The organism is Anaerophilus nitritigenes, assembly GCF_004138215.1.
Taxonomy (GTDB): Bacteria; Bacillota; Clostridia; order Peptostreptococcales; family Thermotaleaceae; genus Anaerophilus; species Anaerophilus nitritogenes.
Genome location: NZ_RYYS01000018.1, coordinates 1 through 17,093, shown reverse-complemented (window position 1 = coordinate 17,093; position 17,093 = coordinate 1). Strand labels below are relative to the sequence as shown.

Here is a 17,093-nt window from a genome sequence, read left to right as displayed (position 1 = left end):
TTTGCAAAAAATTAAATGTTGGAGTTATTCACCCCAACATTTATTATAGAACCTTTTTTTTATAGTATGAATAAGCTTAGACGAAATTTTCATATATGGCCATGACTGTGAATAAAATAGAATATGAAAAAGGTATAAAGGGGGTATAAAAATTGATTGTGGTCATGAAGAAGAAGTGGATTTTTCGTCTTTTTGTACTATGTTTTGTGATATATATATTTAGTTTTTCTACACGAATCTTAGAAGTTTCTAATCGAATTATGCTTAATAAAGTCATCATTATTGATGCAGGTCATGGAGGTATTGATGGAGGAACTGTATCTAAATCAGGGGTATGTGAAAGTCATATAAACCTTTCTATTGCATTGAAGGTAAGAAAGTTACTAGAACAAGATGGAGCAGTGGTACTTTTAACTCGAAATAAAGATATAGGTCTTTATACGGAAGAGGGAAGTATTAGAAAAAAGAAAAATGAAGATTTAAGAAATAGAAAAAAAATAAGAGATGAAAGTAATGCAGATTTATTTATAAGTATACATATGAATAGTTTTACAGATTCTAAATATTATGGAGCACAAACCTTTTATCCCAAAAATTCAGAGGAAAGCAAAAAAGTATCAGAATACATACAAGAAGAATTAATTAAAGTATTAGACGATGGCAATCATAGAAAGCCAAAGGAAAAAAGTGATGTATACCTTTTAAAAGAATCTAGTATTCCTATGGTGTTAATAGAGTGTGGTTTTTTATCTAATCCACAAGAAGAGAAGCTTTTACAAGATGCTAAATATCAGGAAAAAGTTGCATGGAGTATTTATACTGGAATGATGAAGTATTTTCAAGAAGAGAAAATGTAAAACAATAATTACAAAAAATATAATATATAAAGCAAAATAAATATGTTGTGGATAAAATGTGGATAAAAAAAATAAAATATTTCAAATCAAGGAATATCAAAGGTTAGACACACTTTGTGTTATCCACAGAATTATCCAGAACAAATAATATATTTTAAACTAAAGGTGTGGACAAAGAGGATAAAAAAATAATATATATGAAAAACCAGTATTTGTAGACGCAATAATTTATTCACAAATATTATCCACATTTTTAAAGAACATGTGGATAATATTTTTAAAATACATACAGAATTCCATTCTTATATAAAAGTCAACATAATTGAGCTTGTTGAATATAATGAATATATAAGGAGGGGATCTATTGAAGAAATGGGTATTATGGGTACTTATGTGTATTTTTTGTATAGGAATATTGATATTTGTAAATCAAATAATGTGAAAACATAACAGAGGAGCATAAAACCGATTTTCTTGATATTGAATAATTTCTACTTGATCTCCAGTTTGTAAATTTGTAATATGGCATTTTTCTATACTTTTATATACAGTGCAAGGATATTTTATTATACTATCAATCAGAATAAGTACAATACAAAGAATATCTTTTTATATAAGATAATAGAGAGGGAGAAGATTTTGTGGATAACAAAGTAATCTTGTTATTAGAGGAAATGAATGATATGTTAAAAAGAATCTATGATCTATTAAAAACTACAAATTGTAATACAATTAGGAATAATAATATTGCAAAAGAGAATGAAAATAAAGATATAGAGCTATTAGAAAAAGAAGATAAAGATGATATTTTAACAAATTGGGAAAGTAAGATGCCACTAAATGAAGTGATGGATAAATTATATCCATATAGTAAATATAAGAAAAAATGAGGGACAATTAATTTGTCTCTCATTTTTTATCGAGGATTAAGTAATAGAAAATAAAAGAGGATGTATAAAATTACCATAGAAGTTAATATATAAGGGAAAAGGGGTTTAGGGGGATAGACATGCATCATAAAAAAATGAAAAATTTTATAAAGATTTTCAAAAAAGAATTAAAAAAGGAGATTATAAAAAAAGCTTTTGAGATCCATATCCCAGAAAAATTGTGGATGAAAGGTCTTAAAGAAATAGTTGAAAAAATAAGTTATAGATATTTTTATTGTTTTATTATTTTAGAGTATACAAGAATAAAAAATATGATAGCTATAAAAAACTATACAAATTATCAAGAATTTTTTACAATTTGGGATGATTTATGCAAAGCTGTTCCTTTTGTTTTTAATCCTATTAAAGAAGAGGAGAGAATTTTATTTCCAAGTTCATTTAAAAATATAAAAAATATACTAAATGATTTTTTAAAATTAGAAGATATGGAGAAAGTAGAGAATATAGGGTGGATCTATCAATACTATTTTTTAGAAAAACAAAAAAATACGACGGGTATCCACAAAGCTAGGATGAAGCAAGAGGAAATGATTGTAGCCACCCAGATTTTTACGCCTGAGTGGATCAGTAAGTATATGGTAGATAATACACTTGGAAAGCTATGGATTGAGGATGTAGGAGATGAAAAGATTAAGAAATATTTATCTTTTTATATCCCACAAAAAGAATCTAATGACAAAAGAAAAATAGACCCTAAAAATATAAAAATCATAGATCCTGCTTGTGGAGTAGGAAATCTATTATCATATGCTTTTGATGTCTTATATCTTATCTATCTACATGAAGGGTACTCATCAGAAGATATTCCAAAATATATTTTGAATTATAATTTATACGGGCTAGATGTGGATGAAAAAGTAGTAGAGATAGCAAGATTTATTCTCTTTACAAAAGCTTGGGAAAAAAACAAAAATATTTTTTATGAAGCTATAGATCTATCTGTATATTCTATAGAGGAAAGCAATGATTTAGTAGGACAAGAAGAAAGTTTTTTAAAATATATTCCAAAAGAAAAGATTCATCTTATGAAAAAAGAGTTGAAAAATCTTTTAGATATTTTTTATGATGCAAAAAAATATGGTTCTATTTTAAAAGTGAAAGATTTAAAAATAAAAGCTTTAGGGGAATATGTTAAATGGATGCCAGAAAAAATGAGGAGGTTGCTCATTTTAGGGAAAATTCTTTCCAATACTTATGATGTGGTAATTATGAATCCACCTTATTTAGCAAATAAAAGAATGAATATAGATCTTAAAACATATGTAGATGAGTATTATAAAGATTATAAAGAAGACTTATTTGCAGTCTTTATAAAAAGAGCTATGAATTTTGCAAAGAGAGAGGGCTATATAGGTTGTATGACAAGTTTTGTATGGATGTTTATCAAAAGATATGAAGAAATGAGAAAATACATACTCTTAGAAAAATCATTAAAAAGTCTTATACAATTAGAGTATTCAAGCTTTGAGGATGCCACTGTTCCTATTTGTACTTTTGTTATGAAAAATTTAAAACAAGATCAAGTGATAGACTTTATAAGACTTTGTGAATTTAAGGGAGCAAAAGTGCAACCTAAAAAAGTAATAGAGGCTATAAAAGATGAAAATATTTATTATAGGTATAAAAGAAAAGGTATGGATTTTAAAAAAATTCCAGGAGTACCTCTTGCCTTTTGGGTTAATGATTCTATCATCAATGATTTTAAATTGGGTGTATCTTTAAAAAAAATTGCACAGCCCAGAGTAGGTCTTCAAACAAGTAACAATAAAATATTTGTAAGGTACTGGTTTGAAGTAGATAAGAACAAAATAGGGTTTGGCTATGAAAGTAGAGAAAGAGCAAAAATTAGTGGATATAAGTGGTTTCCTTACCATAAGGGAGGAGAATTTAGAAAATGGTATGGAAATCATATCTATATAGTAAATTGGGAAAAGGATGGAGAAAAAATTAGAGAGTACAATAAAAAGCTTAATGCTTCAAGGTCTTCTAATATAGGAATTGCAAATACTTCTTATTATTTTAAAAAAGGAATTTCATGGTCATTTGTAAATTCTTCAAGATTTTCAGCTCGATGGAGAGAAGAAGGATTTTTATTTGATACATCTGCTTCTTCTTTATTTTCTCAAAAAAATTTATACTTTTTAATGGGTTTTTTGTGTTCTAAGGTAGCAGCATACTTTTTAAATATTATGAATCCTACTATTAATCTACAGCCTGGAAATATGGGGCTAATTCCAATTATTTTTCCTAATGAAGAAATAAAAAAAGAGATAGAAAAAATTTCGAAGGAGTGTATTGATATTTCTAAAAAGGATTGGGATCAATATGAGGTGTCTTGGGATTTTAAGGTACATCCCTTTGTGATTCATAAAAAAGAAACGATAAAAGATACATATCTATACTGGGAAGAGATGTGTAAAAAAAATCTAAAGGTATTAAAAGAAAAAGAAGAAAAATTAAACGAAATATTTATTAAACTATATAGATGTGAAAAAATATTAGATCCATATGTAAAGGACGAAGATATTACCTTAAGAAAGATCAATCAAACTCAAGAGATAAAAAAATTTATATCTTATGGAGTAGGTTGTATGATGGGAAGATATGATTTGAAAAAAAATGAAATGTTTAAGTTTTATCCATGTAAAGATGGCGTGATTCCTATTACAAATGGATTTTCTCATTCTATTGTACCTTTTTTTATAAAGTTTATAGATGTTTTATTTGGAAAAGAGAAGATAGATGAAAATATTTCTTTTCTTTTTAATGGATTGCAGCATGACAAAATAAAAAAATATTTTGAGGATAAGTTTTTTAAAGATCATATGAAATTTTTCTATAAAAGACCTATTTATTGGATGCTTTCATCAGGAAGATATAAAGCTTTTGAGGGACTTTTATATGTTCATAAATTTAATCAAGATACTATTTTTATGATAAGAAATGATTACATTAAAAAAATCATAAATCAAAAGGAAAAAATATACAAAGAAGTATCTAATAATCTAAAGATTCATAATGAATTAGAGGAGTTAAGAAGATATGATAAAAAACTTGAAAAATTAGAAGGAAGATCTATAGATTTAGATGAAGGAATACAAAAAAGTTATAAAAAATTTGAAACCATCTTAAAAAAATAGAAATTATCATCCTACTTTCCAAATCTTTTACATATAATCTAATAAAGTATAGATAGGATGCCTATGAAAAAGATATATTGTAAGGAGGGGGTAGGTTGATTTTATTTGTAACAATAAAGAAAAAATATATTGCTTTAGTGTTAGGTCTAGTAATAGTAATAGGGTGTTTATATTTTCATACATCCATACGACAGGTATTTGTACAGGATGAATTAGGTCAAACAATACAAAATATATTTCATAAAAGAAATCAAGCTATATTAGATAAAGATGAAAATACTATTCAAAAGTTATATGATACACAATTAAGATATGGAATATGGGCATATGAACATGAAATTAAAAAAATGAAATATCTTCATAAGTGGGCAAAAAAACAGGGAGTTGTATTTACAAACATTGACTCTAATACAGTAGTAGGTAAAATAAATGATAAAGGAGAAAAAACAACAATAAATTTGATTGCATCAACTACATATGAATATTGTTATGAGAATGATCAAACTATAAAAAATGCCTTTCGTATAGGAACTTATCATTCAGTAGATGTTCAAAAAAGAGGAAATGAATGGATTATTATAAGGGAATGGTATACAGATCCTTTTGCAGATTCTATGGAGCTTGATGAAATTAAAACAGAAGAATTTAAAAAATATATTGTAGACCAAAAGGAAAGAGATTTTTCAAATATGATACAGAGGAGAAAAAATGCATTAAAGTATGCAGATGAGTATTGTGGAGCAGCAGCAAAAGAGGATTATATCTATAATAAAAAATATATTAATTATAATCATTTAGGAGGAGATTGTGCAAATTTTGCTTCTCAGATTTTACATGAGGGAGGAGAATTTAGAAAAAATAGTACATGGAATTATACAAAGGAAGGAAGTAAAGCTTGGATCAATGCACATGCTTTTAAAAATTATATGATCTATAGTGGGAGAGCTTCTACAGTAGCTTATGGAACTTATGATCAAGTATACAAGGGTGCGTATAAATTATTACCAGGAGATTTTGTTGCCTATGAAAAAAAAGGGAAAATAACACATATATCTGTTGTAACGGGTGCAGATTCTAAAGGGTATGCTCTTGTAAATTCTCATAATACAGATAGATATAGAGTCCCTTGGGATCTAGGTTGGAGTGATAAAAAAATAAAATTTCATCTTGTACATGTTCATTTTTAAAATTCCTAATAAATATTGGGAATTTAATTTTTTTACTATAAAAAATTTGATGAGCATCATGAGAATTTTTATTTTGAAATCAAAGGATATTATACAAAAATTATCTAATCAAGGAATGGAGGTACTTTAAAAGATGAGTAACACCTTTTTTTTATGTAAATTTTTGTGTATACTGGTAGTATAAAGAACGAAGGAGGAGTAAGGGTGATTGAAAAATTAAAATGGTATCATAGTATTAAATTTAAATTGCTTGGAGTAATTATTATCACTCAATTATTTAGTTCCACAGTAGGAAATATGGTTAATATGGGGATTGTCAAATCAAAAGATGTTCTTGAGCAAATGGGAATATATGCAGATTTTTTAGGGGGAAAAGTAGGAATATTTGTATCTACTTTATTAGGAATTATTATTATGTCATGGGTTACTATTGCAGTATATGATCGGTTGGTACTAAATAGATTGTATACTTTGATCAATGCAAGTAAAGAGTGGGCAGCAGGCAATCTATCTACAAAGATTGAAATACATGGAGAAGATGGGATTAGTATATTAGGACAAAATTTAAATCAAATGGCACAAAACCTACATCATACAGGAATGACTGTTAATGCAATGGTAGAAAAACTTAGTGATGCCTCAGAGCAATTAAAGATGATTTCTCAACAAACAACAGATACAATTCATCAAGTATCTAATTCTATGAATGAAATTGCAAAAGAGACAGAAGGACAAGCACAAGAATCAGAAAATGGGGCATGGCAGGCTAATGAATTATCACAAAAAATGAATGAGATTTCTAATCTTATTGATAATTTGAATAAAGAATTTATAGAAACTACTACATTAAATGAAAAGGGAGTTTGTTCTATTCAAAGACTAGGACAAAGATCTGACGATACAGCTCAGTCAGAAAAAAAAGTCAATGCAGTAATTATGGATATGGCACAAAGTATTAATTCTATTGGAATGGTTATAGAAACTATTGTAGCTATTGCAGAACAAACTAATCTTTTGGCTTTAAATGCTTCTATAGAAAGTGCCAGAGCAGGAGAGGCAGGAAGAGGCTTTGCAGTAGTAGCAGAAGAAATTAGAAAATTAGCAGAAGAATCTGCTCATGCAGCAGAAGAAATTAAAGATTTAATTAAAGCTATTGAATCTAAGTCTGCTCATGCAGTAGAATCTATTCAAAATAATCATGAAGTTTTTAAAGAACAAATCAATGCAGTACAAGAAACAGAAAATATTATTCATCAAGTCACACAAAAGGTACAGTTACTTTTTACAGATATGAAAAAGATCAAAAATTTTAATGAAGAGATGGTTATACAAAAAGAAAAGATGGTTGTGAGTATGGAAAAAATTTCACAGTCTTCTCAACAAATATCTGCTGGAACAGAAGAGGTATCTGCATCAGCAGAGGAGACATTAAGTAGCATGGAGCAACTTTTAAGCTATGCACAAAGTTCTAGTCAATCTGCAGAAAAATTAAGGGAACTTTCAAAACAAATAGTTAAAAATTAAGACTGTGGAAATCCACAGTCTTTTACTTATATTACTTATTTTAAAAATGATTGTATAAAATGAACTATTGGTATTTTTTACAAGTGAAGGATTTATTATAGAATTTTTCTATAAGTATATAAGCTGAGTAGGGTCTTGTATTATAATTTAAGTAACCATACAAAAAGGGGGATAATAAATGGCAGATTATAGAGAATTATGGGGATCATTAGGAATGGATTTAGAAAAGCATGATCAACTTTGTGCAGTACTTCCAGAATTTTATGGAGATATTTATTTATCTCAAGAAAATCGTCCTGAAGGAATGAATTATTATAATATGGTGGTTTCAGAAATTCATGGACTACGTATTGCTGAGCTTTCTGAGCATAGAAAAAATGGGAAAAAGGTATTAGGAAGTTTTTGTGTATTTGTACCTGATGAAGTAACTTTTGCAGCAGATGCCATTGGAGTAGGGTTATGTGGAGGATCAGATTTTTGGATACCAGATGGGGAAAAGGTTTTACCAAGAAATATGTGTCCACTGATTAAAGCTTCTGTAGGAGCAAAAACAAGTGAAACCTGTCCTTATTTTCAATCAGTAGACATGCTTGTAGGAGAGACTACATGTGATGGAAAGAAAAAAGCTTGGGAGATATTAAAAGATTATGCTCCTATACATGTAATGGATCTTCCTCAAATGAAAAGAGAAAAAGATAAGATTCATTGGATAGATGAAATTAAAATATTTAAAGAAAAGGTAGAAAAACTAACAGGAAATGAAATTACTACTGAAAAATTAAAAGATGCAATTAAGCTTATTAATGATAAAAGAAAAGCTCTTCAAAGATTATATAATACAAGAAAAAATAAAAATATTCCTATTAGTGGAAAAGATGCTTTATTGATTACTCAAATTGCTTTTTATGATGATCCAGATAGATTTATAGAAAAAACAAATGAATTATGTGATGAGTTAGAATTGCGTATTCAAAGAGGAGAAGGAGTATTTAAAGAAGGTGCACCAAGAATATTAGTAGCGGGAACTCCTATGGCTGTTCCAAACTGGAAACTTCATCATTTGATAGAAACTAGTGGTGCTGCTATTGTCTGTGAGGAAACCTGTACAGGGACAAGATATTTTGAAAATTTAGTTAAGGAAGAAGCAGTGTCTTTAGATGATCAAATCAAGAATTTAGCAGATAGATATTTAAATATCAATTGTGCCTGTTTTACTCCAAATGAAGGAAGAATTGATGATTTGATAAGACTTTATAAAGAATATAATGCAGATGGAGTGATTTATTACAATCTTTCGTTTTGCAATACGTATGCTTTAGAATATAAGAAGATCAAAGATGTACTAGATCAAGAAGGAATTCCTATGATGATGATTGAAACAGATTATAGTCTTCAAGATTCAGGACAAATTATAACAAGGCTAGAAGCTTTTCTTGAAATGCTAGAAAATAATAGGGAAGCTGCAGTTACTAAATAAGGTGATAAAATGCTAAATACTTATGTATTATTTCCTTCTCATACAGATGGGTTGGCATTAGAAAAAATATTAAAAATAGAAAAAGTAACATATACTATTGTTCCTACTCCTAGAGATTTGAGTAAATGCTGTGGAATATCTATTATGTTAGATCCAAAAGATCAAGAGAGGGTACAAAATATCCTAATGAAGTATTCAGATATTAAAACAGAAGGGATCTATACCATAGAAAGGAAAAAGAGAAATTGGTTTAAATAGAGAATATAAAAAAACAAAACATCTTATAAGTTTATTAACTTATAAGGTGTTTTGTTTTGAACTTGTTTTTAGTTGAAAAGAAGGATTTAGACTACTTATAGAGTATTATAAAATATAGAAACAAGATAATGAAATATAGAAAAAATGACTAAGCATTTTAGAGAGGATGGTACTATGAAACTAAAAAACAAGATGATTTTGTTTGCTGTACTGATGTGTACTTTTAGTATTTTATTTATTTCTACACTAAATTATAATATATCCATCAAGAATCTAGGCAAAGAATTAGATAAAAAAGTACAGCTTGAAACTACTGGAATCGCAAAAGATATAGATAAATGGATGGCTTTACAAAAAGATTCACTATACGAAGTAATAGAAAGTATGATAATAGGAAATCAATTTGAATATGATTATGCATGTAATTATTTAAAGCAAGCTAGTGAAAGAAATCCTGGAAATCTTTACTTTATGTCTTTTGAAGATCAATATTATCTAGAGGCTACAGGATTTAAGCCTACTTATGATCCTACACAAAGAGGATGGTATATAGGAGCGATGAAAACAGATGATTTTTATATATCAGAGCCTTATGAAGATTCAAAAACAAAAGAAATGGTTATAACAATTGCTAAAAAATTTAAAACACTAGATGGAAAAAAAGGAGTTATAGCGACAGATCTTTTTATTGATGATTTAGTAGAGTATATAGATGATATAAAGGTAGGAGAAGGTTCGTATGCTTTTTTAATAGATCATCAAGGCAATATTATAACTCATAAGAATGATGGATTTAAACCAAAAGAAGATCAATATACTAAGGTTGATGACATATTAGATCAAAATATAAAAACTATTATGAAAGATAATAAGATAAGCCTTAAAGATAGAAAAGTAAAAGATTATGATGGAATACATAGATTTTTCTTCTTTGGAGATATCATAGAATCTAAATGGACAGTAGGGGTAGGAGTATCTGCAGAACATACAATAGGAATTCTTAATAAATCTATTTACTATACTTTATTTACAATGGTTATTGTTTTAATAATATCAGTAATAGTATCTTTAATTATATCAAAATCTATTACAAAGCCTATTTTACATACAGTTCAAATATCAGAAAATATAGGGAATCTAAATTTAGGTGATAAAATAGAACAAAAGCATATTCAAAGAAAAGACGAGATTGGTCAAATGTATTACTCTTTTCAAAACATTATAGAGAAACTAAAAATATTTGTAAAAGATATGGAAGACTCTATTGATACAAATCATCAAGTATATGAACAAACCATAGAGAAACTAGATTTTTTAGTAGCTCAAGCACAAGATACCTCTGCAACTGCACAGCAATTATCAGCAGGGATGGAAGAAACTGCAGCTTCTACTATATCCATTAATGAATCTACAAATGAAATAGACTATGCTATTTCGGATTTTGCCAAGAAAATGGAAGAAGGAGCAATAACTTCGCATGAAATCAATGAAAGGGCAGAAAATTTGAGTAATCAATTTATTGAAGCAAAAGATAATACTATGAATATCTATGTAAATACAAAAAAAGAAATAGAGGAGGCTATTCAATCAGCAGAAAAAGTAGAAAAAATAAATGTTTTATCTAATGCAATATTAGAAATTACAGAACAAACAAGTCTTTTATCTTTAAATGCAGCTATTGAAGCAGCAAGAGCAGGAGAATCTGGAAGAGGATTTGCAGTAGTAGCAGATGAAATTAGAAAACTATCTGATAGATCTAGCGAAACAGTAGGAGAAATACAATATGTGACTCAGGATATAAACAAATCTGTAGCTCAGTTGATAAAAAATACCAATTATTTGATACAATTTTTAGAAAAGGATGTAATATCAGATTACGAAATGATGGTGAATGCAGTCAATCAATACAAAGAAGATGGTTTTTCATTAAACAATATTATATCAGATTTATCAGCTACATCAGAAGAGTTAGCTGCAACAATTAATGAAATCTCTACATCTATTAAAGATATATCTACTACAGTAGAACAATCTACAGAAGCTACAAATAATATTGCACAACAAAACATGAATATATTAGAGGCTATAAATAATATTCATGATATACTTAAGAAAAACAAAGAGGTATCAAATAAATTACAAGAAATAGTTTCTAAAGTGAATAAATAAATATTTTACAGATAATTTTTGTACAAATTCTTAATAATTGTTCCTAATTTTTATGACTTTGATATAATATACTTTGTCAACAGTTTGAGACTTTCAATTGAAAGTCTTTTTTGTATGTATAAAGAATATAAAGAATGAAATACTTATAATTTGGTATAAAATAGTATAATGAAAATTACTTACAATATGGAGGACTTTACATGACACATAATGATTTAGAAAAATACGTACAATATGGAGTGACTGGTACACCTCAAATAAAAGCAGATGAAAAAAGAATTTGGCTTGGAGAATTTAGAGAAAGAGTAGTATTTGCTTTAACATATGATCAAATTTATAAGGAAGAAGCTATAAAAGTAGTAAAAGAAAAATGTAAAGATGAAAGAGTAAAAAAAATTATTATTGAAAATAATATAAGATCAGAGATTGCAGAAAAATTTATGGATATATCTAAAGAATTTCAAAAAGATTATAAAACAATAGATATGGGAGATAAAAAAGGAGATATTGCACTGGTACTTGCAAGTGACGATGCAGTAGAGGAAAACAATATAATTCTTGAGAAAATACCTTCTTTACCACAAGAATTCTTAAATATCAAAAATAAAAAAATATGTAAAAAACATATTGAATTTTTACAAAAAGAAGCTCCTTTTTTTGTAGATGAATTTAAAGAAATTAATTTTTTAGATCAATTTGTGGGAATAAAATGTGAAGTTTGTGAGCGAACAAAAAAAGGATTTGAAAAATAATTTTTAAATGTATATTCTTATCTTTCTAAGTCAATACTTTTAATAACAAGGGAAGAGAGAAGTTGTAAAATATGTTTTCGTCCCCCTTTAACATATTTGATAATAAATTCTCTTCCCTTTCTATTTTTTAAGGGAGATGAGATTTTGAAAAAAATTATAAAAAAGATTTGTCTTTATTCATTTATATTGATCCTATGTTTTATATTTACTATGAATCGTACAGATGCTTTTACAAAGGAAGAGGGAATTTTAAAAGCTTTTGAAATTTCGGGAGGAAATTTAGAAGAGATTAATCTTAATGGTCATACAAATATAAAAAAATATACAGACCCAAAAGAAGGTAAAAAAATAGCTTTACATCTTTCAAAACAATTACTGATGACAAATCCACAAATCCTAGATACATCAGAGCAAGAAAATACTCAAATTTATATTCAAGGAAAAACAGAAAACAAAGAAGATATATCTTTGATTATTCAATCTATAAAAAATGAACATATAAAGGAAACGAATATAGTAGTAGACGTAATCTATGATAAAATAATAGATATTCATCAGGAAACAGAAAATATAAAAAAAATATTGAATTATTTCGGAACTACCACATTTACCTCTTGCATTACAGGAAGCTATGTGGGAAAATTAGAAGGTGAAACAAAAGAACAAATTATAACAGATATAATGAAAAATTTAAAGATCAAAGAAATAGAAAAATTTGATAATAAAGATATGATCAGCACAACTGGATATAGTAGCAAAATAAAAGATCATATAAGCTATGGAGGAAATAAAGTAAATATGCATTTGGCAATAAGATATAATTCTTATGACCAAAAAACATATATCTGGATAGGAACACCACTCATTGCTATAGGTTATTGATTTATTAAAGCCACAAGCATAAGAATACGAAGCTAAAGGAGGATCATGATGTGGCAAAGATTGTTGTAGAAAAAAGCCCAGCATTACATGGAAAAGTAAGAGTAAGTGGAGCAAAAAATTCTGTATTACCCATCTTAGCAGGAACGCTATTGGCACAAGATACTTGTGTATTAGAAGATATACCAGCTCTTAGAGATGTCGAGGTAATTGGTGAAGTTTTAGGATCTGTAGGAGCAAAAGTTAATAGAAATGTACAAAATGGATTAATAGAAATTAATGCAGCACAGCTAAATCAATATGAAGCACCTTATGAACTAATTCGTAAAATGAGAGCATCTTTTTTAGTAATGGGGCCACTTCTTGCAAGACAAGGAAAAGCAAAGATTTCTCTCCCTGGAGGATGCGCGATAGGGACTAGACCAATTGACTTACATCTTAAAGGCCTTCAAGCATTAGGAGCACAAATTGATGTAGGACACGGATATGTAGAGGCAAAAGCAAAAGAACTTATAGGAGATAAAATTTATTTGGATTTTCCAAGTGTTGGTGCAACAGAAAATATTATGATGGCTGCAACAATGGCAAAGGGAATCACTGTAATAGAAAATGCAGCAGAAGAACCTGAGATTGTGGACTTATCTAATTTTTTAAATGGTTTAGGTGCAAAAATAAAAGGAGCAGGAACAGATACCATAAAGATAGAAGGAGTAAAAGAATTAGGAGGAACTAGACATACAGTGATTCCTGATCGAATCGAAGCAGGAACTTTTATGGTAGCAGCAGCTCTAAGTGGTGGAGATGTGACGATAGAAAATTGTCTAAGTGATCACGTGAAACCTATGATTGCAAAATTAAGAGAATGTGGAATAGAAATAGAGGAAAATGCAGATAGTATTCGAGTAATAGGAAAAAGATCTGTTATCCCTACAGACATAAAGACATTACCGTATCCAGGATTTCCTACAGATATGCAAGCTCAATTTATGACTCTTTTAAGTGTTGCAAAGGGAACAAGTGTAGTTATAGAGACAGTTTTTGAAAATAGATTTATGCATGTAGCAGAACTAAAAAGAATGGGTGCAAATATTAAAATAGAGGGAAGAAGTGCTGTAGTACAAGGAGTAGATACACTTCAAGGAACACAGGTAAAGGCTACAGACTTAAGAGCAGGTGCAGCACTAATTCTTGCAGGAATGGTGGCAGACGGAACAACAGAAATAGGAGAGATCTACCATATTGATCGGGGATATGTGGAAATCGAAAATAAACTAAGAGCTTTAGGAGCAAAAATAAGAAGAGAAGAATAGTAAAAATCGCATGTTTAATAGAAACATGCGATTTTTGTTCTATCCCTCTTTTGATCTTCATAAAATGTAGTAGATATACTATACAAAAGATCCAAAAGGGGGAGAACTTATGAAAAATTTATTCATTTGGATGGGGAGCATTATAGGAATCATTATTATTATTCCTATGATATTGATACAAAGCTGTGATATTCAAAAATCTCCTGTACAAAAAACAAAACAAAAAATTTTAAAAAATGATCAAAAAGTTCATGTTTATCTACAAAACCAAAAAAAAGTACAAACTCTAGATTTGGAGGAGTATGTAAAAGGAGTTATATCAGGAGAAATGCCAGCAACATTTGAAATGGAGGCTCTAAAAGCTCAAGCAGTGGCAGCAAGAAGCTATGCTGTATCAAGAATCAATGCATATAAAAAAAATGGAAATCAAGTTCATCCAAAGGCTGAGCTTTGTGATACGGTTCATTGCCAGGTATGGCTTTCAAAAGAAAAACTGACAGAGATTAAATCAGAACAATGGATGAACAATTATTGGCCAAGGATAGAAGAAGCAGTAGAAAAAACAAGTTCAATGATTATGACATATGAGGATAATCCTATTGATCAGCCTTTGTTTCATTCTACAAGCGGAGGAAAAACTGAAAATTCAGAAGATGTTTTTACTGCATGGGTGCCTTATCTTAGAAGTGTAGAAAGTCCTTATGAAAAGGATGCACCTCATTTTACAGATGACGAAACAATATCTATTTCTGATTTTATTAATAAAATAAAGCAAAAATACAATGATTGTACCATTGATCCTGCTAAGATTTCAACAGATATAGCAATAGTAGAAAGAAGTGAAGGTGGTAGGATTTTAAAAATAAAGGTAGGGAATAAAACACTAAAGGGTAGAGAAATTAGAGAATTATTTGGTCTTCGTTCAGCAAATTTTAAAATTGATATACAAGGAGATCAAGTGAAATTTACTACTGTAGGTTATGGTCATGGAGTAGGTATGAGTCAGTGGGGAGCTAATGGGATGGCCAAAGAGGGACATTCCTTTGAAGAAATCTTAAAGCATTATTATGTAGGAGTAGAAATTGAAAAAATGAAATAAAAATATAGATTTCGAATGTATGAAATCCATCTAGGTGGCAAGAATACTAGATGGAGGTGGAAATATGAAAAAATTTACAAAAAAAGTATGGAGTAAAGAAGGCTTTTATATTATTCTATTTCTATGTATATGTATTGTAGGTACTGTATCTGCGTGGGTTAGCAAAGAACATATAGATAAAGTCCAAGAAGAAGATGTAAAGGAACCATCATTGACAGAAGAGATGGATGATTTTTGGCAGATAGATGAAAAGGAATCATCTAGTATAATAGAAAGTATGAATGAACAACAAGAAGTCTCAAATGAGAAAGAGCAGACTCAAATTGTAGAGTCAAAGCCTAAAAAACAAAGCATTGTAAAACAAGAAGTAAAAGAAGAACCTAAACAAGAATCAAAGGAAGAAAAAATAGCGAATATGAATCTTCCAGTAAAAGGTAAGATGGGCATGGACTATGCAGAAGAAAAGCTAGTATATTCAAAAACATTAGAAGAATATACGACTCATTATGGCATAGATTTAATAGCACCTTTGAATACACCTGTTGTAGCTGCGTTGACAGGTAAGATTGTAGAAATTATAGATGATCCTAAATTAGGCACTATGATTACTATAGCTCATGATCATGATATTATTACAAGATATGCTAATTTAAGTACTACAGAAATGGTTAAAATAGGAGATTTAGTAAGGAAAGGACAAGTTATTAGTGGCATTGGAAAAAGTGCATTATTTGAAATTTCTGAAGAGCCACATCTTCATTTTGAAGTATTGATAGATGGAAAAAATATAGATCCATCTCCATTTCTTCCAATCAAAAAAGAATAAAACAGGGAGTTTCCCTGTTTTATTCTTTTTTTGATAAATAAAAGGTTGAAGAAAGTGTTCAAAGAAAGTATAGTTATGAATAGACAATAGAGTATAAAGGAGAAGATATAAAAAATGAAATATGAAGAGTTAAAACATATTGTTGAAAATGGTATATTAGGAGATTTTTCTGCAAATTGTGTACAAGTTATGAAACCTAAGTTTATTGAGTATATAGAAGATGAAAGCTTAACATGTGCATATCCAATTTTACAGGAATATTTAAATCCTAGAAATACTATGCAGGGGGGATTTATGGCTGCGGCTTTTGATAATACCCTAGGTGTATTGGTACACTTAGCTACTGGTAAAGTAGAATTTACATCCTTAGATTTAAGTGTTCAGTATCATAGACCTATTTTTGAAAAAGATGAATTAACAGTAATTGCAAAAGTCCAACACAAAGGAAGAAGAATTGTTCATGTATTAGGAGAAGGCTATAATAAAGAAAACAAGCTTATTGCAACAGCTTCTAGTAAGATTATGATTTTGGAGAAAGAAAAGTTTTTAAAGAATAAATAAAGATTTAAATTGAAAGTTTATAGACAAAGTTATAAAATTCGTAAACTCATGGCGCCAACGAAATCTTTTCATTTCATTCAAGATTTCCGTTGCTTAAAAAACGT

The 17,093-nt window shown here is 28.7% G+C and carries 14 protein-coding genes; all 14 read left to right on the top strand.

Annotated elements, in window-relative coordinates; genetic code table 11:
- The first annotated feature begins 158 nt into the window (after window positions 1–158).
- The 14 genes from cwlD to EK368_RS02070 all read left to right on the top strand — a co-directional run bounded on the left by cwlD (window position 159) and on the right by EK368_RS02070 (window position 16,989).
- Entirely contained in the window at window positions 159–857 is a 699-nt protein-coding gene (cwlD, locus tag EK368_RS02135) for an N-acetylmuramoyl-L-alanine amidase CwlD (protein WP_243109336.1), read from the top strand.
- Between the two features lie 641 nt (window positions 858–1,498).
- Window positions 1,499–1,747 carry a hypothetical protein gene (locus tag EK368_RS02130; protein WP_129596089.1) on the top strand — a complete coding sequence of 83 codons (249 nt, stop codon included), beginning with the start codon at window positions 1,499–1,501 and terminating at the stop codon, window positions 1,745–1,747.
- Window positions 1,748–1,866: 119 nt separating this feature from the next.
- Window positions 1,867–4,947, top strand: coding sequence for a BREX-1 system adenine-specific DNA-methyltransferase PglX (gene pglX / locus EK368_RS02125; protein ID WP_129596088.1), 3,081 nt, complete (start codon window positions 1,867–1,869; stop codon window positions 4,945–4,947).
- A 95-nt stretch (window positions 4,948–5,042) separates the two neighbouring features.
- Complete coding sequence (locus EK368_RS02120) at window positions 5,043–6,134, top strand: amidase domain-containing protein (protein ID WP_129596087.1); 1,092 nt, start codon at window positions 5,043–5,045, stop codon at window positions 6,132–6,134.
- 204 nt (window positions 6,135–6,338) lie between these two features.
- A complete protein-coding gene (locus tag EK368_RS02115; protein ID WP_129596086.1) occupies window positions 6,339–7,658 on the top strand; it encodes a methyl-accepting chemotaxis protein in 1,320 nt (439 codons plus the stop codon).
- 178 nt (window positions 7,659–7,836) lie between these two features.
- The gene (locus EK368_RS02110) at window positions 7,837–9,135 is read left to right on the top strand and encodes a double-cubane-cluster-containing anaerobic reductase (protein WP_129596085.1); all 1,299 of its coding nucleotides are present in this window, start codon (window positions 7,837–7,839) and stop codon (window positions 9,133–9,135) included.
- A 9-nt stretch (window positions 9,136–9,144) separates the two neighbouring features.
- Entirely contained in the window at window positions 9,145–9,393 is a 249-nt protein-coding gene (locus tag EK368_RS02105; protein WP_129596084.1) for a putative Se/S carrier protein, read from the top strand.
- A gap of 174 nt (window positions 9,394–9,567) precedes the next feature.
- The gene (locus EK368_RS02100) at window positions 9,568–11,562 is read left to right on the top strand and encodes a methyl-accepting chemotaxis protein (RefSeq protein WP_165000293.1); all 1,995 of its coding nucleotides are present in this window, start codon (window positions 9,568–9,570) and stop codon (window positions 11,560–11,562) included.
- Window positions 11,563–11,762: 200 nt separating this feature from the next.
- On the top strand, window positions 11,763–12,314 hold the full coding sequence (locus tag EK368_RS02095; protein ID WP_129596082.1) for a DUF1694 domain-containing protein: 552 nt from the start codon (window positions 11,763–11,765) through the stop codon (window positions 12,312–12,314).
- A gap of 144 nt (window positions 12,315–12,458) precedes the next feature.
- Window positions 12,459–13,196, top strand: a complete 738-nt coding sequence (locus EK368_RS02090; protein ID WP_129596081.1) for a YwmB family TATA-box binding protein — start codon at window positions 12,459–12,461, stop codon at window positions 13,194–13,196.
- Between the two features lie 50 nt (window positions 13,197–13,246).
- A complete protein-coding gene (gene murA, locus EK368_RS02085) occupies window positions 13,247–14,503 on the top strand; it encodes a UDP-N-acetylglucosamine 1-carboxyvinyltransferase (RefSeq protein WP_129596080.1) in 1,257 nt (418 codons plus the stop codon).
- Between the two features lie 109 nt (window positions 14,504–14,612).
- A complete protein-coding gene (gene spoIID, locus EK368_RS02080; protein WP_129596079.1) occupies window positions 14,613–15,602 on the top strand; it encodes a stage II sporulation protein D in 990 nt (329 codons plus the stop codon).
- 64 nt (window positions 15,603–15,666) lie between these two features.
- Window positions 15,667–16,428 carry a M23 family metallopeptidase gene (locus tag EK368_RS02075; protein ID WP_129596078.1) on the top strand — a complete coding sequence of 254 codons (762 nt, stop codon included), beginning with the start codon at window positions 15,667–15,669 and terminating at the stop codon, window positions 16,426–16,428.
- Between the two features lie 114 nt (window positions 16,429–16,542).
- Window positions 16,543–16,989 carry a PaaI family thioesterase gene (locus EK368_RS02070; protein ID WP_129596077.1) on the top strand — a complete coding sequence of 149 codons (447 nt, stop codon included), beginning with the start codon at window positions 16,543–16,545 and terminating at the stop codon, window positions 16,987–16,989.
- Window positions 16,990–17,093 lie beyond the last annotated feature (104 nt).

Bases quoted from the DNA above. Each gene is read 5' to 3' on its own strand.
- EK368_RS02075 (WP_129596078.1), top strand. From the start codon at position 15,667: ATGAAAAAATTTACAAAAAAAGTATGGAGTAAAGAAGGCTTTTATATT.
- EK368_RS02095 (WP_129596082.1), top strand. From the start codon at position 11,763: ATGACACATAATGATTTAGAAAAATACGTACAATATGGAGTGACTGGT.
- EK368_RS02105 (WP_129596084.1), top strand. From the start codon at position 9,145: ATGCTAAATACTTATGTATTATTTCCTTCTCATACAGATGGGTTGGCA.
- EK368_RS02100 (WP_165000293.1), top strand. From the start codon at position 9,568: ATGAAACTAAAAAACAAGATGATTTTGTTTGCTGTACTGATGTGTACT.
- EK368_RS02070 (WP_129596077.1), top strand. From the start codon at position 16,543: ATGAAATATGAAGAGTTAAAACATATTGTTGAAAATGGTATATTAGGA.
- spoIID (WP_129596079.1), top strand. From the start codon at position 14,613: ATGAAAAATTTATTCATTTGGATGGGGAGCATTATAGGAATCATTATT.
- EK368_RS02110 (WP_129596085.1), top strand. From the start codon at position 7,837: ATGGCAGATTATAGAGAATTATGGGGATCATTAGGAATGGATTTAGAA.
- pglX (WP_129596088.1), top strand. From the start codon at position 1,867: ATGCATCATAAAAAAATGAAAAATTTTATAAAGATTTTCAAAAAAGAA.